This window comes from Pandoraea thiooxydans (assembly GCF_001931675.1).
GTDB classification, from domain to species: Bacteria; Pseudomonadota; Gammaproteobacteria; order Burkholderiales; family Burkholderiaceae; genus Pandoraea; species Pandoraea thiooxydans.
This window is the reverse complement of sequence record NZ_CP014839.1, coordinates 4,298,685-4,324,049: the sequence shown is the minus strand read 5'-3', so window position 1 is coordinate 4,324,049 and position 25,365 is coordinate 4,298,685. Positions and strand designations below refer to the sequence as shown.

Annotated in this window: 17 protein-coding genes, 6 tRNA genes and 3 rRNA genes; 8 read left to right on the top strand and 18 right to left on the bottom strand. The window is 57.3% G+C overall.

Annotated features, from left to right (window positions below; translation table 11 throughout):
• Positions 1–28: 28 nt before the first annotated feature.
• From rpoC to PATSB16_RS19880, 18 genes are all read right to left on the bottom strand, one after another.
• Positions 29–4,240: a DNA-directed RNA polymerase subunit beta' gene (gene rpoC / locus PATSB16_RS19965; RefSeq protein WP_047215722.1), complete on the bottom strand. Its 4,212-nt coding sequence runs from the start codon at positions 4,238–4,240 to the stop codon at positions 29–31.
• Between the two features lie 29 nt (positions 4,241–4,269).
• Positions 4,270–8,376 carry a DNA-directed RNA polymerase subunit beta gene (gene rpoB, locus PATSB16_RS19960; protein ID WP_047215721.1) on the bottom strand — a complete coding sequence of 1,369 codons (4,107 nt, stop codon included), beginning with the start codon at positions 8,374–8,376 and terminating at the stop codon, positions 4,270–4,272.
• A 361-nt stretch (positions 8,377–8,737) separates the two neighbouring features.
• Positions 8,738–9,112: a 50S ribosomal protein L7/L12 gene (gene rplL, locus PATSB16_RS19955; RefSeq protein ID WP_047215720.1), complete on the bottom strand. Its 375-nt coding sequence runs from the start codon at positions 9,110–9,112 to the stop codon at positions 8,738–8,740.
• Positions 9,113–9,177: 65 nt separating this feature from the next.
• Complete coding sequence (rplJ, locus tag PATSB16_RS19950; RefSeq protein ID WP_047215719.1) at positions 9,178–9,675, bottom strand: 50S ribosomal protein L10; 498 nt, start codon at positions 9,673–9,675, stop codon at positions 9,178–9,180.
• A gap of 281 nt (positions 9,676–9,956) precedes the next feature.
• Positions 9,957–10,655 carry a 50S ribosomal protein L1 gene (gene rplA, locus PATSB16_RS19945; protein ID WP_047215718.1) on the bottom strand — a complete coding sequence of 233 codons (699 nt, stop codon included), beginning with the start codon at positions 10,653–10,655 and terminating at the stop codon, positions 9,957–9,959.
• On the bottom strand, positions 10,656–11,087 hold the full coding sequence (gene rplK, locus PATSB16_RS19940) for a 50S ribosomal protein L11 (protein ID WP_047215717.1): 432 nt from the start codon (positions 11,085–11,087) through the stop codon (positions 10,656–10,658). It abuts the gene before it with no gap.
• 119 nt (positions 11,088–11,206) lie between these two features.
• Complete coding sequence (gene nusG, locus PATSB16_RS19935; RefSeq protein WP_047215716.1) at positions 11,207–11,764, bottom strand: transcription termination/antitermination protein NusG; 558 nt, start codon at positions 11,762–11,764, stop codon at positions 11,207–11,209.
• Position 11,765: 1 nt separating this feature from the next.
• Positions 11,766–12,146, bottom strand: coding sequence for a preprotein translocase subunit SecE (gene secE, locus PATSB16_RS19930; RefSeq protein WP_047215715.1), 381 nt, complete (start codon positions 12,144–12,146; stop codon positions 11,766–11,768).
• A 21-nt stretch (positions 12,147–12,167) separates the two neighbouring features.
• Positions 12,168–12,243 (bottom strand) — tRNA-Trp (locus PATSB16_RS19925).
• Positions 12,244–12,313: 70 nt separating this feature from the next.
• A complete protein-coding gene (gene tuf, locus PATSB16_RS19920) occupies positions 12,314–13,504 on the bottom strand; it encodes an elongation factor Tu (RefSeq protein WP_047215714.1) in 1,191 nt (396 codons plus the stop codon).
• Between the two features lie 61 nt (positions 13,505–13,565).
• A tRNA-Thr gene (locus PATSB16_RS19915) sits at positions 13,566–13,640 on the bottom strand.
• Between the two features lie 24 nt (positions 13,641–13,664).
• Positions 13,665–13,738: transfer RNA gene (locus PATSB16_RS19910), tRNA-Gly, on the bottom strand.
• Positions 13,739–13,773: 35 nt separating this feature from the next.
• A tRNA-Tyr gene (locus PATSB16_RS19905) sits at positions 13,774–13,859 on the bottom strand.
• Between the two features lie 208 nt (positions 13,860–14,067).
• A 5S ribosomal RNA gene (gene rrf, locus PATSB16_RS19900) occupies positions 14,068–14,181 on the bottom strand.
• 110 nt (positions 14,182–14,291) lie between these two features.
• Positions 14,292–17,170: ribosomal RNA gene (locus PATSB16_RS19895) — 23S ribosomal RNA — on the bottom strand.
• Positions 17,171–17,421: 251 nt separating this feature from the next.
• Positions 17,422–17,497, bottom strand: a tRNA-Ala gene (locus tag PATSB16_RS19890).
• 14 nt (positions 17,498–17,511) lie between these two features.
• Positions 17,512–17,588: transfer RNA gene (locus PATSB16_RS19885), tRNA-Ile, on the bottom strand.
• Between the two features lie 128 nt (positions 17,589–17,716).
• Positions 17,717–19,251, bottom strand: a 16S ribosomal RNA gene (locus PATSB16_RS19880).
• Together the 16S, 23S and 5S rRNA genes with 5 tRNA genes alongside form the textbook arrangement of a ribosomal RNA operon.
• A gap of 74 nt (positions 19,252–19,325) precedes the next feature.
• Here PATSB16_RS19880 and PATSB16_RS20970 point away from each other — a divergent pair.
• The 8 genes from PATSB16_RS20970 (at position 19,326) to PATSB16_RS19845 (ending at position 25,303) form a co-directional block, all read left to right on the top strand.
• Positions 19,326–19,637, top strand: coding sequence for a hypothetical protein (locus tag PATSB16_RS20970; protein WP_156884521.1), 312 nt, complete (start codon positions 19,326–19,328; stop codon positions 19,635–19,637).
• 295 nt (positions 19,638–19,932) lie between these two features.
• Complete coding sequence (paaA, locus tag PATSB16_RS19875; RefSeq protein ID WP_047215713.1) at positions 19,933–20,940, top strand: 1,2-phenylacetyl-CoA epoxidase subunit PaaA; 1,008 nt, start codon at positions 19,933–19,935, stop codon at positions 20,938–20,940.
• A 43-nt stretch (positions 20,941–20,983) separates the two neighbouring features.
• The gene (paaB, locus tag PATSB16_RS19870; RefSeq protein WP_047215712.1) at positions 20,984–21,280 is read left to right on the top strand and encodes a 1,2-phenylacetyl-CoA epoxidase subunit PaaB; all 297 of its coding nucleotides are present in this window, start codon (positions 20,984–20,986) and stop codon (positions 21,278–21,280) included.
• Between the two features lie 46 nt (positions 21,281–21,326).
• Positions 21,327–22,136 carry a 1,2-phenylacetyl-CoA epoxidase subunit PaaC gene (gene paaC / locus PATSB16_RS19865; RefSeq protein ID WP_047215711.1) on the top strand — a complete coding sequence of 270 codons (810 nt, stop codon included), beginning with the start codon at positions 21,327–21,329 and terminating at the stop codon, positions 22,134–22,136.
• Positions 22,130–22,702 (top strand): 1,2-phenylacetyl-CoA epoxidase subunit PaaD, encoded by a 573-nt coding sequence (paaD, locus tag PATSB16_RS19860; protein ID WP_047215710.1) that lies wholly within the window; start codon positions 22,130–22,132, stop codon positions 22,700–22,702. The genes paaC and paaD overlap by 7 nt, the downstream gene beginning before the upstream one ends.
• Before the next feature lie 56 nt (positions 22,703–22,758).
• Entirely contained in the window at positions 22,759–23,847 is a 1,089-nt protein-coding gene (paaE, locus tag PATSB16_RS19855; RefSeq protein ID WP_047215709.1) for a 1,2-phenylacetyl-CoA epoxidase subunit PaaE, read from the top strand.
• Positions 23,848–23,915: 68 nt separating this feature from the next.
• Positions 23,916–24,698 carry a DUF1835 domain-containing protein gene (locus PATSB16_RS19850; protein ID WP_047215708.1) on the top strand — a complete coding sequence of 261 codons (783 nt, stop codon included), beginning with the start codon at positions 23,916–23,918 and terminating at the stop codon, positions 24,696–24,698.
• 2 nt (positions 24,699–24,700) lie between these two features.
• Positions 24,701–25,303 (top strand): TetR/AcrR family transcriptional regulator, encoded by a 603-nt coding sequence (locus PATSB16_RS19845; RefSeq protein ID WP_047215707.1) that lies wholly within the window; start codon positions 24,701–24,703, stop codon positions 25,301–25,303.
• The last annotated feature ends 62 nt before the right edge of the window (positions 25,304–25,365 follow it).

Genomic DNA, 25,365 nt, shown 5'->3' with positions numbered 1-25,365 from the left:
TACACAACAGATACATACAGCCGCGGTATCACTCTGCGGCCGGCTCCTCGAGCGAGGACGGCATCGGTTCGAACGCCTCTTCCGCAGCGATTTGATCGAAGCGTTCGCGGTCGGACAACTCCCTGGCCTTGCGGGCCTTGTGGAATGCCAGTCCGGTACCAGCAGGGATCAGACGGCCGACGATTACGTTCTCCTTCAGGCCGCGCAAATCGTCCTTCTTGCCCATGATCGCCGCCTCGGTCAGGACACGCGTGGTTTCCTGGAACGATGCAGCGGAAATGAACGAATCGGTCGACAAAGATGCCTTCGTGATCCCCAGCAATACGTTGTCGTACACCGCCGGACGCTTGTTATCCGCATTGACCAGGTCGTTCTGATCGAGCATTTCGGAACGCTCGACCTGCTCGCCGGGAATGAATCGTGTGTCGCCCGCATCGACGATTTGAACCCGACGCAGCATCTGGCGAACGATCACCTCGATGTGCTTGTCGTTGATCTTCACGCCTTGCAGGCGATACACGTCCTGCACTTCATCGACGATATAGCGCGCCAATGCTTCGATGCCCTGCAAGCGCAAAATGTCATGCGGATCGGCGGGGCCGTCCACGATCATTTCACCCTTGTTGACCACCTGACCATCGTGCACCAACACCTGCTTGTCCTTCGGAATCAGGAATTCGTGCTGGTTCCCGTCAAGGTCGGTAATGACCAGACGTTGCTTGCCCTTGGTGTCCTTGCCGAACGAGACCGTCCCCGTGACCTCGGCCAGAATGCCGGCATCCTTCGGTGAGCGCGCTTCGAACAACTCGGCCACGCGCGGCAAACCGCCGGTAATGTCACGCGTTTTCTGCGACTCGGTCGGGATCCGGGCAAGCACTTCGCCGATGTGGACTTGTTGACCATCCTTCACGGTGATCAGTGCGCCCACCTGGAAGCCGATCGTTACCGCGTGATCGGTGCCGGGGATCTTGACCTCTTCGCCGTTTTCGTCCAGCAACTTGACCTGCGGGCGTACATTCTTGCTGGTGGGGCCACGACGTTTCGGATCGATCACGACCAGGGTCGACAACCCGGTGACGTCATCGATTTGCTTGGCAACGGTGACGCCTTCCTCGACGTTTTCGAATTTCACCGTGCCGCCATGCTCGGTGATGATCGGTCGAGTCAACGGATCCCACGTCGCCAGCTGGGTGCCGGCCTTCACCGTCACGCCGTCGAGTTGCAGCAACGTTGCACCGTAGGGGATCTTATGGCGCTCACGCTCGCGGCCGTGGTCATCCGTAATCATGACCTCGCCCGATCGCGAGATCACGATCTGTTCGCCCTTGCCGTTAGTCACATACCGCATGGTTGCCGTGAAGCGCACCATACCGTTCGACTTCGCTTCGACATTCGATGCGACAGCGGCACGCGACGCTGCACCGCCGATGTGGAACGTACGCATGGTGAGCTGCGTGCCCGGTTCACCGATCGACTGAGCGGCAATCACACCCACCGCCTCGCCGACGTTCACCAGCGATCCACGCCCCAGATCGCGGCCATAGCATTTGGCGCACAGGCCGTAGCGCGTATCGCAAGTCAACGGGGTGCGCACGCGGACCTCGTCGATACCCAGGCGCTCGATTTCTTCCACCGCGTCCTCGTCGAGCAACGTGCCCGCCTCGAACACGGTCTCTTGGGTTTCCGGATTGACGACGTCGACCACAGCGACCCGACCGAGAATCCGGTCCTTGAGCGCCTCGACGACCTCACCACCTTCGACCAGCGCTTTCATGGCCACGCCATTGGAAGTGCCGCAGTCATCCTCGACCACGACCAGATCCTGTGTGACGTCAACCAGCCGGCGGGTCAGGTAACCCGAGTTCGCGGTCTTCAGAGCCGTATCAGCCAAACCCTTACGCGCGCCGTGCGTCGAAATGAAGTACTGCAGCACGTTCAGGCCTTCGCGGAAGTTCGCGGTAATCGGCGTTTCGATAATCGAACCGTCCGGCTTGGCCATCAAGCCCCGCATCCCGGCAAGCTGACGAATCTGCGCCGCGGAACCGCGCGCGCCCGAGTCGGCCATCATGTAAATCGAGTTGAAGGACTCCTGACGCACCTTCTTGCCGTCGCGGTCAATCACCTCTTCCGACGACAGTTGCTCCATCATCGCCTTGCCAACCACGTCGCCAGTTGCACCCCAGATGTCGACCACGTTGTTATAACGCTCTTGCGCCGTCACCAGACCGGACATGTACTGACGGTCGTATTCCTTCACCTTCCTGGCTGCCTCGGAAATGATCTCTTCCTTCTTGGTCGGCACCAGCATGTCGTCCACGCAAATGGAAATGCCGGCGCGCGTAGCCAGGCGGAAGCCCGATTGCATCAGCTTGTCGACGAAAATCACCGTCTCGCGGAGACCGCAACGGCGGAACGCCGTGTTGATGAGGCGCGAGATTTCCTTCTTCTTCAGCGACTTGTTCAATACCGAGAACGGCAGGCCAGCAGGCAGAATCTCCGACAGGATGGCGCGACCGACAGTCGTCGGATACAGCGTGATCTTGCGGGTTTTCTCACCGGTTTCAGCATCGACATCGTACTCGACGATTCGAACATTGACCCGGGAAGTCAGTTCGACTTCCTTGTTGTCGTATGCCCGCAGCGCCTCGCTGACGTCGGCAAAGGTCAACCCTTCGCCCTTGCCGTTGATTTTGTCGCGCGTCGCGTAGTACAGCCCCAGCACGATATCCTGCGACGGCACGATCGACGGATCGCCGTTCGCGGGGAACAGCACGTTGTTCGAAGCCAGCATCAGGGTGCGCGCTTCCAACTGTGCTTCCAGCGACAGCGGGACGTGCACAGCCATCTGGTCACCGTCGAAGTCGGCGTTGAATGCCGCGCAGACCAGCGGGTGCAGCTGAATGGCCTTGCCTTCGATCAACACCGGCTCGAACGCCTGAATGCCCAGGCGGTGCAGAGTCGGCGCGCGGTTGAGCATGATCGGATGTTCGCGAATCACCTCTTCCAGGATGTCCCAGACGATCGGTGTTTGATTCTCGACTTCCTTCTTGGCGGCCTTGATGGTGGTCGCCACGCCCAGCACTTCCAGCTTGTGGAAAATGAAGGGTTTGAACAACTCGAGCGCCATCAACTTGGGCAGCCCGCACTGATGCAGCTTGAGGGTCGGGCCCACGGTAATCACCGACCGGCCCGAATAGTCAACGCGCTTGCCCAGCAAGTTTTGGCGGAAACGGCCGCTCTTGCCCTTGATCATGTCGGCGAGCGATTTCAGCGGACGCTTGTTGGCCCCAGTCATCGCTTTACCGCGACGGCCGTTGTCGAGCAGCGAATCGACCGATTCCTGCAGCATCCGCTTCTCGTTGCGCACGATGATGTCCGGCGCCTTCAGCTCGAGCAGCCGCTTCAACCGGTTGTTCCGGTTGATCACGCGACGGTACAGATCGTTCAGGTCCGATGTCGCGAAACGACCACCATCGAGCGGCACCAACGGGCGCAACTCCGGCGGCAGCACCGGCAGCACCTCCAGCACCATCCATTCCGGCTTGATGCCGGAACGCTGGAATGCCTCGAGCACCTTCAGGCGCTTTGCATACTTTTTGATCTTGGCTTCGGAGCCAGTCGCTTGCAGCTCGGCGCGCAAGTGTTCGACCTGGGCATCGATGTCAATCGAACGCAGCAGTTCGCGTACGCCTTCCGCTCCCATCGAAGCACGGAACTCGTCGCCATATTCCTCGACCTTGTTGTAATAGTCTTCCTCGGTCATGATCTGGCAACGCTTGAGCGGCGTCATACCGGGGTCGAGCACAACATAAGCTTCGAAATACAACACGCGCTCGATGTCGCGCAGCGTCATGTCGAGCACCATGCCCAGGCGCGACGGCAGCGATTTCAAGAACCAGATGTGCGCGACCGGCGAAGCCAACTCGATGTGGCCCATGCGTTCGCGGCGCACCTTCGCCAGCGTGACTTCAACGCCGCACTTCTCGCAAATTACGCCACGGTGCTTCAAACGCTTGTACTTGCCGCACAGGCACTCATAGTCTTTGATCGGGCCAAAAATCTTGGCGCAGAACAGACCGTCGCGTTCCGGCTTGAAGGTCCGGTAATTGATGGTTTCCGGCTTCTTCACTTCCCCGAACGACCACGACCGGATCTTGTCAGGCGAGGCCAGACCGATCTTGATCGCGTCAAACTGTTCGTCTTGCTGAACTTGCTTAAATAGATCGAGCAAAGCTTTCATTGCTTTCTCCTATATCCTGATCACGTCGCTTAAAAGCGCTCAAGGTCGATGTCAATGCCCAGCGAGCGGATTTCCTTGACCAGCACGTTGAACGACTCGGGCATACCGGCATCGATCACGTGATCGCCCTTGACCAGGTTTTCATAAACCTTGGTCCGACCGTTCACATCATCCGACTTCACCGTCAGCATTTCCTGCAGCACGTAGGAGGCGCCATAGGCTTCCAGCGCCCAGACCTCCATCTCACCGAAGCGCTGGCCACCGAATTGCGCCTTGCCGCCCAGCGGTTGCTGCGTCACCAGCGAGTACGGACCGGTCGAGCGCGCGTGCATCTTGTCATCGACCAAGTGATGCAGCTTCAACATGTGCATGTATCCGACCGTCACCGGGCGCTCGAAAGCCTCACCCGTGCGTCCGTCAAACAGCGTGACCTGATTCTTCGACGGGGTCATGCCGAGTTGCTGCGCGATCTCGGCGGGATAACCCAGATCAAGTGCTCGATGGATTTCCTCTTCGTGGGCACCATCGAACACCGGCGTGGCGAACGGTACCCCCTTCTGAAGATTTTTCGCCAACTCCAGTACTTCGGCGTCGGAGAAGCCATCGATATCTTCCGGATGACCGCTTTCGTTGTAAATTTGCGTCATGAATTTACGCAGCTCGGAAGCTTTCGCCTGGGCGCGCAGCATGTCGCCGATGCGATGCCCCAGCCCCTTGGCCGCCCAGCCCAAATGGGTTTCGAGAATCTGACCCACGTTCATCCGCGACGGCACGCCGAGCGGGTTGAGCACGATGTCGGCAGGTGTGCCATCGGCCATGTAGGGCATGTCCTCGATCGGCACGATCTTCGACACGACACCCTTGTTACCGTGACGGCCGGCCATCTTGTCACCAGGCTGCAAACGTCGTTTGACCGCCAGGTAGACCTTGACCATCTTGAGCACACCCGGCGGCAGCTCATCGCCTTGGGTCAGCTTTTTGCGCTTCTCTTCAAAAGCGAGATCGAATTGATGGCGCTTCTGCTCGATGGATTCCTTGACGGCTTCGAGCTGTGCAGCCACCTCTTCATCGGCCACACGAATATCAAACCAGTGATACCGATCCAGATCAGCCAGATATTCCTTGGTGATTTTCGCGCCCTTTGCAAGCTTCTTCGGACCACCATTGACGACCTTGCCGACCAGCAGGCGTTCGATCCGATGGAACGCGTCGCCTTCGACAATACGCAACTGATCGTTCAGGTCCAGGCGGTAGCGTTTGAGCTCGTCATCGATAATTTGCTGAGCCCGCTTATCGCGCTGAATACCCTCACGCGTGAAGACCTGCACGTCGATCACAGTGCCGCTCATGCCGGACGGCACGCGCAGCGACGTATCCTTCACGTCGGACGCTTTTTCACCAAAAATCGCGCGCAGCAGCTTTTCTTCAGGAGTGAGCTGGGTTTCGCCCTTCGGCGTGACCTTGCCGACCAGTACGTCACCCGCCTCGACCTCGGCGCCGATGTAGACGATGCCCGACTCGTCAAGACGTGCCAATTGCACTTCGGCGAGATTCGAGATGTCGCGCGTAATTTCCTCCGGCCCGAGCTTGGTGTCGCGCGCAACGACATTCAGTTCCTCAATATGAATCGAGGTGTAGCGGTCTTCGGCAACGACGCGCTCCGAGATCAGGATCGAATCCTCGAAGTTATAGCCGTTCCAGGGCATGAAGGCGACCAGCATGTTCTGGCCCAGTGCCAGCTCACCCAGGTCAGTCGATGCGCCGTCGGCGATCACGTCACCGCGCTCGACCTTATCGCCAACTTCGACGATCGGCCGCTGGTTGATGTTTGTGTTCTGGTTCGAACGCGTATATTTGATGAGGTTGTAGATGTCGACACCCACTTCGCCGGCAACGGCTTCATCATCGTTTACGCGAATGACGATCCGTCCTGCATCGACATAATCGACCACGCCACCGCGGAACGCTTGAACCGTCGTGCCGGAGTCGACGGCAACGGTACGCTCGACACCCGTACCGACCAGCGCCTTTTCAGGCCGCAGGCACGGCACCGCTTGCCGCTGCATGTTCGATCCCATCAACGCGCGATTGGCATCGTCATGCTCAAGGAACGGGATCAGCGATGCTGCCACCGACACGATCTGTGACGGCGCGACATCCATATACTGAACGCGATCAGGCGTGACCATCAGCGTTTCACCGGCCTCGCGCGATGACACCAGCTCGTCGATCAGTTTGCCCTGGGCATCCATCGTCGCATTGGCCTGCGCAATGACATAGCGACCCTCCTCGATTGCCGACAGGTAATCGATCTGGTCCGTCACCTTGCTATCCTCGACCTTGCGATAGGGCGTTTCGAGAAAGCCATATTCGTTCAGACGCGCGTACAGAGCGAGCGAATTAATGAGCCCAATGTTCGGGCCTTCCGGTGTTTCAATCGGACAGACGCGACCATAGTGAGTCGGATGCACGTCGCGCACCTCGAACCCCGCGCGTTCGCGCGTCAAGCCGCCCGGCCCAAGCGCCGAAACACGCCGCTTGTGTGTGATTTCGGACAGCGGGTTCGTCTGGTCCATGAACTGGGACAGCTGCGACGAGCCGAAGAACTCACGAATCGCCGAGGAAATCGGCTTGCTGTTGATCAGATCGTGCGGCATCAGATTTTCGCTTTCCGCCTGCCCCAGCCGTTCCTTGACAGCCCGTTCGACACGCACCAACCCAGCGCGGAATTGGTTTTCCGCGAGTTCACCGACACACCGCACCCGACGATTGCCCAAGTGATCAATGTCGTCGACTTCGCCTTTGCCGTTACGCAGATCCACCAAAATCTTGATGGTGGCGAGAATATCGTCGTCGGTCAGCGTCATCGGCCCGAGCACTTCGTCGCGCCCGACACGCCGGTTGAATTTCATACGACCGACCTTGGACAGATCGTATGCATCTTCGCTGTAGAAAAGACGGTTGAACAGGGCCTCGACCGCGTCCTCGGTCGGCGGCTCGCCCGGACGCATCATCCGGTAAATCGCGATTCGGGCTGCGGTCTGATCCGCCGTTTCATCCACCCGCAGCGTCTGTGAAATGTAGGGGCCCTGATCCAGATCGTTGGTGTACAGCGTCTGGATTTCCTTTACGCCCGCTTCACGCAGCTTGGCCAGGACGCCTTCCACGATTTCTTCATTGGCGTTGGCGATCACCTCGCCGGTATCGGCATCGACCACGTTCTTGGCCAGCACGCGACCGAGGAGATAATCTTCGGGTACCGAAATAAATTTCGTTTTTGCGTTTTCAAGGTCGCGAATATGCTTTGCGTTGATCCGCTTGTCCTTCTGGACGATCACATTGCCATCGCGGTCAGTGATGTCAAAGCGAGCAACCTCGCCACGCAAACGCTCTGGCACGAACTCCATCTGCGCGCCTTCGGGCATCAACGTAAAGTTGTCGAAAACAAAGAAGTGCGACAGAATTTGCTCGGGTGTTTGCCCGATCGCTTTCAGCAAAATCGTGACCGGCATCTTGCGGCGACGGTCAACGCGGAAGTAAAGGATATCCTTCGGATCGAACTCGAAGTCGAGCCAGGACCCACGATAGGGAATGATCCGGGCGGAGAACAATAGCTTCCCGGAACTGTGGGTTTTCCCCTTGTCGTGTTCGAAAAATACGCCGGGCGACCGGTGCAACTGCGAAACGATGACGCGTTCCGTACCGTTGATGACGAACGAACCCGTGGATGTCATGAGCGGAATTTCGCCCATGTACACCTCTTGCTCCTTGACTTCCTTGACGACCGGCTTGTTGGGCGACTCTCTGTCGAGAATAACCAAGCGCACCCGAGCGCGAAGCGCTGAACAGAAAGTCAAACCACGCTGCTGGCATTCTTTGACATCGAATGCCGGCGTTCCCAGCGCATAGCTCACGAACTCGAGTCGAGCGAAACCATTGTGGGATGAAATCGGAAAGATAGACGAGAATGCTGCTTGCAAGCCCTCACTTTTACGGTCTGCCGGCACAGCGTCGGCCTGCAGGAAAGATGTGTACGAGGCAAGCTGGGTGGCCAGCAAAAAAGGAACCTTGTGCACGGTGGGACGTTTCGCAAAACTTTTGCGAATACGCTTCTTCTCTGTGAAGGAATAGTGCATTACGATCTCCGAATCACGGCGAGTAAGGCTCGGCGGGCCAATACCCGAGTGTTCATCGACTGAGACCAGACGTCTTCGCGGCACAGTGCCGCGGACTGACGAGCTTGGTGGTTGGCCGCTACCAACCGCTGGCTGACGGCGACGGATGCCTATGTTGCCCATCGCCCGACCAAACTTGCCTTCTGCAGTCGCTTCAGAAGACAAAGAAAAAGCTCACCCGCCTTTTCTTTGACCTCTCAGGTGCGCCTCACATAAGTTCGACGCGACTCACATCACCTAATTTGCGGTTAAGCGATATGCCCCACAAAGTACAAAAGGCTGACGGCAAAAAACCGCCAGCCTTCACCCTTTGAAGAGCGAATTACTTGATTTCAGCCTTCGCGCCGGCGTCTTCCAGTTTCTTCTTCGCTTCGTCGGCAGCTGCCTTGTCAACACCTTCCTTAACGGGCTTCGGAGCGCCGTCGACCAAGTCTTTGGCTTCTTTCAGGCCCAAACCGGTGATTTCGCGAACCGCCTTAATCACACCAACCTTGTTGCTGCCGACTTCGGCCAACACAACGGTGAATTCTGTTTGCTCTTCGGCCGCCGGAGCAGCACCGCCACCCGCCGGGCCAGCCACTGCCAGAGCGGCGGCGGAAACACCAAATTTCTCTTCGAATGCCTTCACCAGGTCATTCAGTTCCATAACCGACATCGAGCCCACGGCTTCGAGAATGTCTTCTTTCGTGATTGCCATTTGAAAAACTCCTAATTTAATTCGGATCGAAGTCAGCGATCATTCGACTTTCGCCTAAGCAGAAATCAAGCAGCTTCCGCTTGCTTTTTTTCTGCCAAGGCAGCGAGTGCGCGCGCAAAACCGGAGACCGGCGCTTGCATTACGCCCAGCAGCTTCGCCAGCAATTCCTCGCGGCTCGGGATGTTGGCCAGAGCTTGCACGCCAGCCTTGTCCAATACCTGCCCGTCATAGGAACCCGCGCGAAGGACCAACTTTTCGTTAGTCTTGGAAAAGTCGTTGAGGACTTTCGCCGCAGCAACAGCATCTTCGGACATACCGTAAATCAGCGGGCCCGTCATCTGCTCGGCCAAACCAGCAAAAGCAGTTTCCTGCACGGCACGACGTGCCAGCGTGTTTTTCAACACGCGCAGATAAACGCCTTGCTGGCGTGCCTTCGCACGCAACTGCGTCAGATCGCCAACCGTGATACCGCGATATTCGGCCAGAACGACGGTCTGTGCGCCGGCAACTTGTGCCGCCACCTCAGCCACGACGGCTTTCTTATCATCCAAGTTAAGTGCCACGGTTAACCTCCAAAATTGACGCCGTGACCATCACGACGCCTTTTCCATCAACGGCGGCCGATCTGTTAGGAATTCGTACAGCACCACGATTTTCGCAGGGCAAGTTCGAACTACGTAACCATTTCGGGTTCGCCATCTGCGCTGGCTTGTGGTTTAAGGAGTCACCAACAACACAGACCCCGCCAGCGGTCTTTGATAACCAGTAGTCAGCTACCCTACTGCCCAAAGTTCTTTTGGCGAGAGGGCCAGCCCAACGGTCGGCGCACTCTCGCACACAAATCTTAACTAGCGCTCAGGCTGCTCTGATCCACCCGCACACCAACGCCCATCGTGCTGGACAAGGCGATCTTGCGCAGATACGCACCTTTGCTCGTCGCGGGTTTGGCTTTATTGAGCGCATCGACCAAGGCAACGAGATTGGTCTTGAGGGCCGCAGGTTCAAACGACGCGCGGCCAATCGTCGCATGGATGATGCCGCCCTTGTCGACGCGGAACTGCACCTGCCCTGCTTTCGCGTTCTTAACGGCTGTCGCGACATCCGGCGTCACAGTGCCGACTTTCGGATTCGGCATCAATCCACGCGGGCCGAGAATCTGCCCAAGAGTCCCGACAACGCGCATGGTATCCGGCGAGGCGATAACTATGTCAAAATTGATGTTGCCGCCTTTGACCTGCTCAGCGAGATCTTCCATCCCAACCACTTCGGCACCCGCAGCGCGAGCCTGCTCAGCCTTTTCGCCCTGCGCAAAGACAGCGACGCGGACAGCCTTACCGGTACCTGCGGGCAAAACGACCGATCCACGGACAACCTGATCCGATTTCTTCGCATCCACGCCGAGCTGCACGGCGACATCAATGGACTCATCGAACTTAGCGGTTGCGCATGCCTTGACCAAGGAAAGGGCATCTTCGATGGCATACAGTTTGTTGCGATCAACTTTTTCGCCAATCGCCTTTTGCCGCTTGGAAAGCTTTGCCATTTATACCCCCTCTACCGTGATACCCATCGACCGCGCACTGCCGGCGATGGTTCGAACAGCTGCGTCAAGGTCTGCAGCGGTAAGATCGGGCATCTTCGTCTTCGCAATTTCCTCCGCTTGGGCGCGGGTAATCTTGCCGACTTTATCGGTATGCGGCTTCGCCGAACCCTTATCGATTTTCGCAGCCTTCTTAATCAGCACAGTTGCTGGCGGCGTCTTGAGAATGAAAGTGAAGCTCTTGTCGGCGTATGCGGTAATAACAACCGGCACCGGCAATCCAGGCTCCATGCCCTGTGTTTGCGCGTTAAACGCTTTACAGAACTCCATGATATTCAGGCCACGCTGCCCCAGCGCAGGACCAACCGGGGGAGATGGGTTCGCTTTACCTGCAGGGATCTGCAGTTTGATAAAGCCGATTATTTTCTTTGCCATAGTGACTCCTAGCCGAATATGTGGCCCATATTCGAAACGAGTGGTAACGCGCGTTCGCCGTTCCGCTACTAGCGCTCCTCAATGCCGTAACCGCCGGCAACTTTCAAACTACAAACCGCTTACAGTTTCTCGACCTGGCCGAACTCAAGCTCAACCGGTGTCGCTCGCCCGAAAATCGTAACAGACACTCTCAGACGGGATTTTTCGTAATTGACTTCGTCAACACTGCCATTGAAATCGGTGAAAGGGCCATCCTTAACTCGGACCATTTCACCCACCTCGAACAGCGTCTTGGGACGCGGCTTCTCAACCCCTTCCTGCATTTGCGACATGATTTTCTCGACTTCCTTCTCGGAAATCGGAACGGGGCGATTACGCGCACCACCGACAAATCCAGTCACTTTATTGGTGTTTTTGACCAAATGCCACGTCTCGTCGGTCATTTCCATTTCAACGAGCACGTAGCCGGGAAAAAAACGGCGCTCGGTAACCGACTTGTGACCACCCTTGATTTCAACAACCTCTTCGGTCGGCACCAGAATTCGGCCGAACTGGCTCTGCATTCCTGCGCGCTCGATTCGCTCTTGCAAGGCACGCTGAACACTCTTTTCCATGCCTGAGTATGCGTGCACCACATACCAGCGCTTTTTCCCCGACCCAGCATCAACGTCAGTCATATCATTTCCAGCCAAGAATCAGGGAAAAAACCGACCACTCAATGACTTTGTCGGTGAGCCAAAGATACAGGGCCATGACGACAACAAATGCGAACACAATGGCTGTCGTCTGAGTAGCTTCCTTGCGGGTGGGCCAAACCACTTTCCCAACTTCCCGGTATGCATCTTTGGCGAATGCCAAGAAGCGCTTCCCTGACTGCGACATCAAAGCAACAATAGCACCCAGCGCAACGCCGGCAATCAAAGCCCCTAGCCGGACGTAAAAAGATTGCAAGGCGAACGCGTAAAATGCGGCGACACCCAAGACGACCAGGACGGCCGCAAGCAATAGCAACAGCTTATCGCTGGTGGTCCGAACAGTTTCCACAGGTGAATTCGCCATATTTCGATGCCAGCGTTAAATTGGCAGGGGCAGAGGGAATCGAACCCCCAACCTTCGGTTTTGGAGACCGACGCTCTGCCAGTTGAGCTATACCCCTGTAACAGCAGAAAGGCCAGCCAATTTAAATCGATTGGCCGACCTCAAAAGCGCAGATCAAGTATTAGATTTTACTCGATCACTTTAGCGACGACGCCGGCGCCGACGGTGCGGCCACCCTCACGGATGGCGAAGCGCAGGCCCTCTTCCATCGCGATCGGCGCAATCAACTTGACCGTAATGGCCACGTTGTCGCCCGGCATCACCATTTCCTTGCCCTCCGGCAACTCGATCGAACCGGTCACATCCGTCGTGCGGAAGTAGAACTGCGGACGATAGTTGTTGAAGAACGGCGTGTGGCGACCACCTTCTTCCTTGCTCAGAACATACACTTCGGCCGCAAAATGCGTGTGCGGCGTGATCGAACCCGGCTTGGCCAACACTTGACCACGCTCCACGTCCTCGCGCTTGGTGCCGCGCAGCAGAATACCCACATTGTCGCCAGCCTGACCTTGGTCCAGCAGCTTGCGGAACATTTCCACGCCCGTGCAGGTCGTCTTCACCGTCGGCTTGATACCGACGATTTCGATTTCCTCACCAACCTTGACCACACCCCGCTCGATACGACCCGTCACCACCGTGCCGCGACCCGAGATCGAGAACACGTCTTCGATCGGCATCAGGAACGCGCCATCGACCGCACGCTCCGGCGTCGGGATGTACGTGTCCAGCGCTTCGGCCAGCTTCATGATCGCCTGTTCGCCCAGCTCGCCCTTGTCGCCTTCGAGCGCCAGCTTCGCCGAACCCTTGATGATCGGAATGTCGTCGCCAGGAAATTCGTACTTGCTCAGCAGCTCGCGCACTTCCATTTCCACCAGCTCGAGCAGCTCAGCATCATCAACCATGTCGCACTTGTTCAGGAACACGATGATGTACGGCACGCCCACTTGGCGCGCCAGCAGAATGTGTTCCCGCGTCTGCGGCATCGGGCCGTCCGCGGCCGAGCACACCAGGATCGCCCCGTCCATCTGCGCGGCGCCCGTGATCATGTTCTTCACATAGTCGGCGTGCCCAGGGCAGTCAACGTGCGCATAGTGGCGGTTTTCCGTCTCATACTCCACGTGCGCCGTGTTGATCGTGATCCCACGAGCCTTCTCTTCCGGCGCCGCATCGATCTCGTCGTACTTCTTCGCCTCTCCGCCAAACTTCGACGACAGAACCGTCGCAATCGCCGCCGTCAGCGTCGTCTTGCCATGGTCAACGTGCCCAATCGTCCCAACGTTCACGTGCGGCTTCGTCCGCGAAAATTTTTCCTTTGCCATTTTCGACTCCTAACAGGTTAGATTTCGTCGTACTCGCGCACGCCTAGCGGCGGCAATGCTTTGGTGCCCATGGGCAGGATCGAACTGCCGACCTCTCCCTTACCAAGGGAGTGCTCTACCACTGAGCCACATGGGCAAAAAATTAGTCTGCGCAAATGCCTGGAGCGGGTGAAGGGAATCGAACCCTCGTCATAAGCTTGGAAGGCTTCTGCTCTACCATTGAGCTACACCCGCTTAGCTCCCTTTACCGCGAACCAACAACTGCATTTTGGTGGAGGAGGTTGGATTCGAACCAACGTAGGCGTAAGCCAACAGATTTACAGTCTGCCCCCTTTAGCCACTCGGGCACCCCTCCGCAGAGAACTTGCAATTATGGGCAATCAGCGATTGAAAGTCAACCACTTCCTTCAGCCCCCCCCCCTTCATTTTCAAATAACAAGCGGAAGACCTCTGTAACTTGTGCGAAGAGACGATCTTGTGGGCTGATCGGAGGCTACTTCGATAAATTCCGCGATAAAAAAGCGAAACCCCCAGCGTTGGTTGCTGGGGGTTTCAGGGTAGAAGCCTGACGATTACCTACTTTCACACGGGCAATCCGCACTATCATCGGCGTGGAGTCGTTTCACGGTCCTGTTCGGGATGGGAAGGGGTGGTTCCAACTCGCTATGGTCATCAGGCATGACTTGTTGCCTGGCTGAGGTGAGTCAGCCTGGCCAATCTGGAGAATTAGTAGTGTGGTTGTGATCAGAGGCACAACGACGCAAATAACCTGAAACATACTGGTTATAGGATCAAGCCTCACGGGCAATTAGTACTGGTTAGCTTAACGCATTACTGCGCTTCCACACCCAGCCTATCAACGTCCTGGTCTTGAACGACCCTTCAGGGGAATCGAGTTCCCAGGGAAGTCTCATCTTGAGGCGAGTTTCCCGCTTAGATGCTTTCAGCGGTTATCTCTTCCGAACATAGCTACCCGGCGATGCCACTGGCGTGACAACCGGTACACCAGAGGTTCGTCCACTCCGGTCCTCTCGTACTAGGAGCAGCCCCCCTCAAACTTCCAACGCCCACGGCAGATAGGGACCAAACTGTCTCACGACGTTTTAAACCCAGCTCACGTACCTCTTTAAATGGCGAACAGCCATACCCTTGGGACCGGCTACAGCCCCAGGATGAGATGAGCCGACATCGAGGTGCCAAACACCGCCGTCGATATGAACTCTTGGGCGGTATCAGCCTGTTATCCCCAGAGTACCTTTTATCCGTTGAGCGATGGCCCTTCCATACAGAACCACCGGATCACTATGACCTGCTTTCGCACCTGCTCGACTTGTCAGTCTCGCAGTTAAGCACGCTTTTGCCATTGCACTATCAGCACGATTTCCGACCGTACCTAGCGTACCTTCGTACTCCTCCGTTACACTTTGGGAGGAGACCGCCCCAGTCAAACTGCCTACCATGCACTGTCCCCGACCCGGATAACGGGCCAAGGTTAGAACCTCAAACAAGCCAGGGTGGTATTTCAAGGACGGCTCCACAGAAACTAGCGTTCCTGCTTCAAAGCCTCCCACCTATCCTACACAGACCGGTTCAAAATCCAATGCAAAGCTACAGTAAAGGTTCATGGGGTCTTTCCGTCTAGCCGCGGGTAGATTGCATCATCACAAACACTTCAACTTCGCTGAGTCTCGGGAGGAGACAGTGTGGCCATCGTTACGCCATTCGTGCAGGTCGGAACTTACCCGACAAGGAATTTCGCTACCTTAGGACCGTTATAGTTACGGCCGCCGTTTACCGGGACTTCAATCAAGAGCTTGCACCCCATCATTTAATCTTCCGGCACCGGGCAGGCGTCACACCCTATACGTCCACTTTCGTGTTTGCAGAGTGCTGTGTTTTTATTAAACAGTCGCAGCCACCAGTTTATTGCAACCCTTTTGCCCTTCTGTCGCAGGACAGTCAAGCTACCAGGGCGTACCTTATCCCGAAGTTACGGTACCAATTTGCCGAGTTCCTTCTCCCGAGTTCTCTCAAGCGCCTTAGAATACTCATCTCGCCCACCTGTGTCGGTTTGCGGTACGGTCTCGTATGACTGAAGCTTAGAGGCTTTTCTTGGAACCACTTCCAATTGCTTCGCGAACAAGTTCGCTCGCCCCACACCCTTGAATTACGCAGCCGGATTTGCCTAACTGCCTTCTCCAATGCAGGGACCGGGACTTCCAACACCCGGACAACCTTCCGCGATCCGTCCCCCCATCGCATCATACGACGGTGCAGGAATATTAACCTGCTTCCCATCAGCTACGCATCTCTGCCTCGCCTTAGGGGCCGACTCACCCTACGCCGATGAACGTTGCGTAGGAAACCTTGGGCTTACGGCGAGGGGGCCTTTCACCCCCTTTATCGCTACTCATGTCAGCATTCGCACTTCTGATACCTCCAGCATCCTTTACAAGACACCTTCACAGGCTTACAGAACGCTCTCCTACCATGCGTGCAAGCACGCATCCGCAGCTTCGGTGACTGGCTTAGCCCCGTTACATCTTCCGCGCAGGACGACTCGATCAGTGAGCTATTACGCTTTCTTTAAAGGGTGGCTGCTTCTAAGCCAACCTCCTGACTGTTTTAGCCTTCCCACTTCGTTTCCCACTTAGCCAATCTTAGGGACCTTAGCTGGCGGTCTGGGTTGTTTCCCTCTTGACACCGGACGTTAGCACCCGATGTCTGTCTCCCGTGATTGCACTCTTCGGTATTCGGAGTTTGCTATGGCGAGGTAATCCGCAATGGACCCCTCAACCATGACAGTGCTCTACCCCCGAAGGTGATACACGAGGCACTACCTAAATAGTTTTCGGAGAGAACCAGCTATTTCCAGACTTGTTTAGCCTTTCACCCCTATCCACAGCTCATCCCCTAGTTTTTCAACACTAGTGGGTTCGGACCTCCAGTACGTGTTACCGCACCTTCATCCTGGCCATGGATAGATCGTCTGGTTTCGGGTCTACGCCCAGCAACTGAACGCCCTATTCGGACTCGCTTTCGCTACGCCTTCCCTATACGGTTAAGCTTGCTACTGAACGTAAGTCGCTGACCCATTATACAAAAGGTACGCCGTCACCCCTTACGAGGCTCCGACTGTTTGTATGCATGCGGTTTCAGGATCTATTTCACTCCCCTCCCGGGGTTCTTTTCGCCTTTCCCTCACGGTACTGGTTCACTATCGGTCGATCACGAGTATTTAGCCTTGGAGGATGGTCCCCCCATCTTCAGACAGGATTTCACGTGTCCCGCCCTACTTGTCGCAAGCTTAGTTCCACACCAGGGTTTTCGCGTACGGGGCTATCACCCGCTATGGCCGGCCTTTCCATGCCGTTCCGCTAACACCGATGCTAAATCTTGCAGGCTCTTCCCATTTCGCTCGCCACTACTTTGGGAATCTCGGTTGATTTCTTTTCCTGCGGCTACTTAGATGTTTCAGTTCACCGCGTTCGCTTCGCTTGGCCTATGTATTCAGCCAAGGATGACCCATACGGGCCGGGTTTCCCCATTCGGACATTTGTGGATCAAAGCTCGTTTGCCAGCTCCCCACAACTTTTCGCAGGCTACCACGTCCTTCATCGCCTGTGATCGCCAAGGCATCCACCACATGCACTTATTCGCTTGACCCTATAACGAGTATGTCTCGTCACAGGTTGAGTTCTCGCGTTGTGCCGTATTCCAAGTGACTTTAAGATCACTTAAATACTGGTTGATACAATCACAACCCATGCATTGCTCACGTCTCATCTCGGGGACGCTTACAATGCACTACTATTTCTTCCAGATTGTTAAAGAACGAACAGCCATACTGCTTAACTGCACTAGCTATTGCCAGTCGTGAGCGCTCAGCAAGCGCTCACGACTAGCAACTCAGGTATTGGTGGAGGCAGACGGGATCGAACCGACGACCCCCTGCTTGCAAAGCAGGTGCTCTCCCAGCTGAGCTATGCCCCCAATGTCGGGTTCGATGGTGGGTCTGGTAGGACTTGAACCTACGACCCCACGCTTATCAAGCGTGTGCTCTAACCACCTGAGCTACAGACCCCTCACACTCTAAAAATGTGACGGGCAAAATGCGAAACATTCCAAAACGTTTCACGTTTCTCGTTTCACATTTCTATGCAGTCAAACAACCGATAAGCGTGAACGCTCAACTTTAAGCGCATGCTCTAGAAAGGAGGTGATCCAGCCGCACCTTCCGATACGGCTACCTTGTTACGACTTCACCCCAGTCATGAATCCTACCGTGGTAAGCGCCCTCCTTGCGGTTAGGCTACCTACTTCTGGTAAAACCCACTCCCATGGTGTGACGGGCGGTGTGTACAAGACCCGGGAACGTATTCACCGCGACATGCTGATCCGCGATTACTAGCGATTCCAGCTTCATGCAGTCGAGTTGCAGACTGCAATCCGGACTACGATCGGTTTTCTGGGGTTAGCTCCACCTCGCGGTTTGGCAGCCCTCTGTACCGACCATTGTATGACGTGTGAAGCCCTACCCATAAGGGCCATGAGGACTTGACGTCATCCCCACCTTCCTCCGGTTTGTCACCGGCAGTCTCCTTAGAGTGCCCTTGCGTAGCAACTAAGGACAAGGGTTGCGCTCGTTGCGGGACTTAACCCAACATCTCACGACACGAGCTGACGACAGCCATGCAGCACCTGTGTTACGGTTCTCTTTCGAGCACTCCCACCTCTCAGCAGGATTCCGTACATGTCAAGGGTAGGTAAGGTTTTTCGCGTTGCATCGAATTAATCCACATCATCCACCGCTTGTGCGGGTCCCCGTCAATTCCTTTGAGTTTTAATCTTGCGACCGTACTCCCCAGGCGGTCAACTTCACGCGTTAGCTACGTTACTAAGGAAATGAATCCCCAACAACTAGTTGACATCGTTTAGGGCGTGGACTACCAGGGTATCTAATCCTGTTTGCTCCCCACGCTTTCGTGCATGAGCGTCAGTATTGGCCCAGGGGGCTGCCTTCGCCATCGGTATTCCTCCACATCTCTACGCATTTCACTGCTACACGTGGAATTCTACCCCCCTCTGCCATACTCTAGCCTTGCAGTCACAAATGCAGTTCCCAGGTTAAGCCCGGGGATTTCACATCTGTCTTACAAAACCGCCTGCGCACGCTTTACGCCCAGTAATTCCGATTAACGCTCGCACCCTACGTATTACCGCGGCTGCTGGCACGTAGTTAGCCGGTGCTTATTCTTCCGGTACCGTCATCTATCCATGGTATTAGCACGAATACTTTCTTCCCGAACAAAAGTGCTTTACAACCCGAAGGCCTTCTTCACACACGCGGCATTGCTGGATCAGGCTTTCGCCCATTGTCCAAAATTCCCCACTGCTGCCTCCCGTAGGAGTCTGGGCCGTGTCTCAGTCCCAGTGTGGCTGGTCGTCCTCTCAGACCAGCTACAGATCGTCGCCTTGGTGAGCCTTTACCTCACCAACTAGCTAATCTGCCATCGGCCGCTCCTATAGCACGAGGCCTTGCGGTCCCCCGCTTTCCTCCGTAGAGCTTATGCGGTATTAATCCGGCTTTCGCCGAGCTATCCCCCACTACAGGGCACGTTCCGATGTATTACTCACCCGTTCGCCACTCGCCGCCAGAGAGCAAGCTCTCCGCGCTGCCGTTCGACTTGCATGTGTAAGGCATGCCGCCAGCGTTCAATCTGAGCCAGGATCAAACTCTTCAGTTCAAACCTGTTACTGTTTTCTATTCTCGCGATCGCTCGCGATCGAATAGGTCGCTCAACTCAAGTACTGACAAGTCATGATCAAAAATCACAACTCACCTTTACCGTGTGAGCTCTCAATGTTTTTAAAGCTACCTTCCGAAGAAGGCGCACTCGCCATCGAGCGCCCACACTTATCGGCTGTTCAATTGTTAAAGATCATTCGCTCAAAACTCGTCAACTTCACTTCGTTTTTTGCGTCGCTGCGTTTGCAGCAGAGAAGCGAGATTATCTACTTCACACTCGCTTCTGTCAACAGGTTTTTGCTAACTTTTTCTCGCCAGCGCCGCGCTCAACTCCTCGCACAGCCAATCCCATCAACACTCTTCACTTCCGCCTCGGCCCCTTAACAGCAACCTCGTCTTCGCGAAGAAGCGAGATATTAGTCCACCTCCCCCCCCTTGGCAAGACCTTTTTTAAATATTTTATGCGCCAGCCAACTAGACCATCCTCCCGGTCGCAGGCCGGTTCATGCCTCGGCAAAATCACTAATAAAGCAGAACCTTCATTAAGGCGTCGCCCGAACACCGTTATCGCCGCCGCACCCGATCAAGCGCCGCAAGCGGCTTCACAGAAATTTATTGACCGACCGGTCGGTTGGTTTATAATCGGACAATTCCATTAATTCGCCGGAGGCACGCTGCTATGTATACCCAATCTCTCGATCTGGCCAGCAATGTCACGCCGCTAGGCGACCAAGCCGCTCTGAGCGAAATGGACCGACAACTACAGGCACATTTCGATGAGTGCATGGCTGCCGATCAAAAAATAGAACCGCAAGACTGGATGCCGCAGGCCTATCGCAAGACGCTCATCCGGCAGATTTCTCAGCATGCGCACTCGGAGATCATCGGCATGCTGCCGGAAGGCAACTGGATCAGCCGGGCTCCGAGCCTGAAGCGCAAGGCCATTCTGCTCGCCAAGGTTCAGGACGAGGGCGGGCATGGGCTTTACCTCTATTCCGCCGCGGAAACGCTGGGCATATCACGCGACCAAATGGTTGCCGCCCTGCATGCCGGCAAAGCCAAATACTCGAGCATCTTCAACTACCCGACACCGACCTGGGCCGACGTCGGCGTAATCGGATGGCTGGTCGACGGCGCCGCGATCATGAATCAGATTCCGCTGTGCCGCTGCACCTACGGGCCCTATGCGCGCGCGATGATCCGCATCTGCAAGGAAGAGTCCTTCCATCAGCGTCAGGGGTTCGACGCGCTCCTGGCCATGATGTCAGGCAGCGAAGCTCAGCGCCAAATGGTCCAGCAAGCGGTCGATCGCTGGTGGTGGCCGGTGCTAATGATGTTCGGTCCGAGCGACAAGGACTCGATTCACAGCGCTCAAACCATGAAGTGGGGCATCAAGCGGATCTCGAACGACGATCTGCGGCAAAAATTCGTGGACGCCACCGTCGAGCAAGGCAAGGTGCTGGGCGTCACGTTTCCCGACCCTGATCTGAAGTGGAACGAAGAGCGCGGCCACTATGATTACGGAACCATCGACTGGGCCGAATTCTGGCGCGTCGTGAACGGCGAAGGCCCCTGCAACAAGGAACGCCTGGGCACCCGGGTAAAGGCTCACGAGGACGGTGCCTGGGTCAGAGACGCAGCGCTCGCCTATAACGCCAAGCATTCACCCGCCAAGCAAGCCGCTTGAGCAGCGACCCAGACTCAACACATTGACCAATCGAGGATCACACATGACTCAGGCAACCAGCAACGAATGGCCGCTTTGGGAAGTTTTCGTGCGCAGCAAACAGGGCTTGGAGCACAAGCATTGCGGCAGCCTTCATGCAGCCGACGCCGGCATGGCATTGCGCATGGCGCGCGACGTCTACACCCGCCGCCAGGAAGGCGTCAGCATCTGGGTAGTGCCGTCGGTAGCGATTACCGCCTCCGCACCGGAAGACAAACCGGAACTGTTCGATCCGGCTGCCGACAAGATCTACCGGCACCCGACGTTCTACCAGTTGCCGGAAGAAGTCAACCACATGTAAAGCTGTGGCGCGCCGCCCGCGCCCTCGCGTCGACAAGAGATTCGTTATGACAAAAGCCACCCCGGAACATCTCGCCTATCTGCTCCGACTCGCCGACAATGCCCTGATCCTCGGACAGCGCAACAGCGAGTGGTGCGGCCACGGCCCCATCCTGGAAGAGGACATCGCGCTGACGAACATCAGCCTCGACCTGATCGGACAGGCCCGTCTGCTATACACGCGCGCCGGCCAAATCGAGGCCGAGCTGACAGGACAGCCAGCGCGCGACGAGGACCATTACGCCTATTGGCGCAACGAACGCGAGTTCTCCAACTGGACGCTGGCCGAATTGCCCCACTACGGCCCGCTCTCGGCCACGGCTCACGCCGACAAGGATTACGCGGTAACCATCACACGCAACTTCCTCTACTCGGCGCTGATGGTCGAACTCTGGCAAGCCCTGACGACCTCGCTCGACCCTGAACTCGCAGCAATTGCCGCGAAGTCGCTCAAGGAAGCGCACTATCACCTGCATCACGCCCGCGACTGGCTGATTCGGCTCGGCGACGGCACCGAGGTCTCGCACCGCCGCACCCAGGCCGCACTCGACTACCTGTTGCCCTACATGAACGAAGTGTTCCAGGAAGACGCCATCGAACAGGCCGTTGCCGCCACTGGCGTGGGCGTAAGCACCGCCAGCCTCAAGCCGGCCTGGGACGCGCTCGTCAACGAGGTCCTTAGCACCGCCACGCTCACGCCCTCGCCGACTGGCGCCTACATCAGCACCGGCAAAGACGGCGAGCACTCCGAGCACATGGGCTACCTGCTCGCGGAAATGCAAAGCCTGGCACGCCAACATCCTGGCGCGTCATGGTAGACGCCACGCCCGCCATGGCGCCCAACACCGTGTCCACCGACGTGCTGGCCCGCGCCAGGCAAGCGCTCGAGGCGGTGCCCGACCCCGAGATTCCGGTCGTGTCGATTCGCGAACTCGGAATTCTGCGAGACGTCCGGCTCGCGCGCGCGTCTGCCGACGAAGCGGCCGGGGCCGGGGCCGTGATCGAGGTCGTCATCACGCCGACTTATTCGGGTTGCCCCGCCATGGCACAGATCGCCGAGGACATCGGCGCCGCCCTCACGCAGGCGGGTGTCGGACCTTATCGCGTCACGACCGTGCTCGCGCCGGCCTGGACGACCGACTGGATCACCGACGAGGCTCGCGACAAATTGCAACGGTACGGTATCGCACCGCCGACCGCCGGGAATGCCCGCTCAGACAGCCAGCCCTTGCGCTTTCATCCACGGCCGCAACACGGTGTGACCTGTCCGCATTGCAACTCGAGCAACACCGAACTGCTGTCCGCGTTCGGCTCCACGGCCTGCAAGGCGCTCTACCGCTGCCTCGATTGCCGCGAACCGTTTGATTATTTCAAGCCGTACTGAGCGCCCCTCACCCTTTTAGAGCCATTGGCCACCCATTGCCCGCCAGGATCTCCAATATGACGACGCCTCAATTCCACAAACTGCCGATTCGCGACGTTCGCGCTGAAACCGACGACGCCATTTCAATCGCCTTTGCCGTGCCGCAAGAACTGCGGGGCGCCTACCGATTCAAGCAAGGCCAGTTCCTGACGCTTAAAACGGAAATCGACGGCGAGGAAGCCCGCCGCTCATATTCGATCTGCGTCGGGGTGCCCGACTACGAACAGACCGGCGAGCTGCGGATCGGCATCAAGCGCGTGCCCGGCGGCAAGTTCTCCAATTACGCCAACGATCATCTGCGGCCTGGCATCGCGATCGACGTCATGACGCCCGACGGGCGTTTCTTCACGCCGCTGGACGCGGCACAGCGCAAGCACTATGTCGGCTTTGCCGGCGGCTCGGGCATCACGCCAATGCTCGCGCTCATCAAGACCACGCTGGCGGCCGAGCCGCGCAGTGAATTCACCCTGGTCTACGGCAACCGCGCCGTGCCGACCATCATGTTCGCCGAAGAACTTGAAGACCTGAAAAACCGCTACCTCGGCCGTCTGCGGCTCTACCACGTGCTGTCCGACGAAGCACAGGAAATCGACCTCTTCAGCGGCCTGCTCGACCAGGCAAAATGCGCGGCCTTCCTCGACACCCTGATCCCGCCGGCGAGCATCGACGAAGCATTCATCTGCGGCCCGGCCCCGATGATGGACGCCGCCGAGGCCGCACTGGCCGACGCCGGGGTGGCCAAGCAGAAGATTCATGTCGAGCGCTTCGGCATTCCGCTGCCTCAGGCCGGCGCCAAGCCGATCGAAATCACCGACAGCACGCCTGCGGCCGACCTGGTGGTCGTGCTCGACGGCAAGGAACGCCGCCTGCGCCAGCCCTATGAAGGCCAGAGCATCCTCGACACCGGTCTGCGGGCCGGCCTGGCACTGCCATACGCCTGCAAGGGCGGCGTCTGCTGCACCTGCCGGGCCAAAGTGCTGGAGGGCGAAGTCAAGATGGACAAGAACTACACGCTGGAAGATCACGAGATCGCGCAGGGCTTCATCCTGACCTGCCAGGCGCATCCAGTAAGCGAGCGCGTTGTCGTCAGTTACGACGAGCGTTGACGAGGGAAAACGCCAGCGCATCGTGCCAACGCGACGGAACGGTGGCCGTACCAGTGTAAACTGGCCGCATGGAATACACTCACATCGTCAATGGCGACCATGCCGGCGGCGTCATGCGGCAAGTGCTCGAGCATGCAGGGCGCGGGGAGCGCGTGGTTGTCCTGCGCGACGACCTGGCTATCGGCCCGTTGCGCGAAATCGACGACGACCCCCGGCAACGCGCAGCCTTTTGGCAGCGCGTCGCGCCCATGCTCAAGCGGGATTTTTCACTGGATCTGACGAGCGAACTCGACACGCTGCGCGAGCTGGCCGGGGAATCCAACCAAGTTTCGATCTGGCACGGTGACAGCGCGGCCGATCAGCTGATGCTGCGACGCGTCGCCTTTCATTTGCGTACCTGCCCGGCGAGGCTGAACGAAGTTGCCCTTAAAGCGCCAGACCTCGGCAACCCCGGGCTGGCTGCCGATGCTCCGACGGCCCTTGCGATGTATCCCGAGTCGGTGATTGCCACCCGGCTCAGGCTGATCGCGCCGATCTCCGTGCTGCGTATCGGCCGTCTTGCATTGGAATGGCGCGCCCTGAAGCATGCCGAGACGCAGATTCGCCGCTGGCAGCACAACACCTTCGAAGGCGGCACCTATGCAGACGTCGACGAAACCCTGATGGCGCTGCTGCCCGAGACGGCGATTTCCACCAGCCTGACGATTGCGGCAGCCACACAGGCCATACGAGGTTTCTTCGCAACCGACACGTTTGTGCTCTGGCGTTACCGGGAATTGCAGGCGTCCGGCCGCCTGGAGCTGCGCGGAGATCCGTACGACTCGTCCAACTGTGAACTCACACGACTATAACAATGGCACGTACCAAGGCTCCCAACCACGAATCGCAACGCGAACAAATTCTAGACGTCGCGGCACAGGCGTTCGCTCAATCCAGCTACCCCAGCACGTCGATGTCCGAACTCGCGGCAATCTGCGGCACGTCGAAAGCTCGCCTGTACCACTACTACGCCAGCAAGGAGGCGATCCTTTTCGATTTGCTGGATCGCTACACCAAGCGTCTGATGCTGATCATCGCCGAGGTCGAGGCACTCGGTCAGCGCCGCAATCTGTCCGAGCAGGAAACCTTCGCCGAACTCGTGCGCGCGTTCTTGCACGAATATGAAACATCGCAGACGCGCCACATCGCACTGTTGAACGACGTCAAGTTCCTCGCCGACGAACAGCGCGAGATCGTCCTGAATCGGCAACGCGACGTCGTCGCAGCCTTCACGCGACAATTGGCGCGAGCCTACCCGCAGCGCGTCAACAAAGACAATCGAACCGCCCTGACCATGATGTTGTTCGGCATGATCAACTGGACATTCACCTGGCTCAAGCCGGGCGGCCGCATGGGATATCGCGATTTTGCCGAAGAGGTCATCCAGGTCTTCGAGCATGGACTCGGCGCGCCCTGAGTTCGGTTCGATCCGGCCATCGGACGCGAACGACGGGATTCTGACAAAATAGCTGCGCTCAT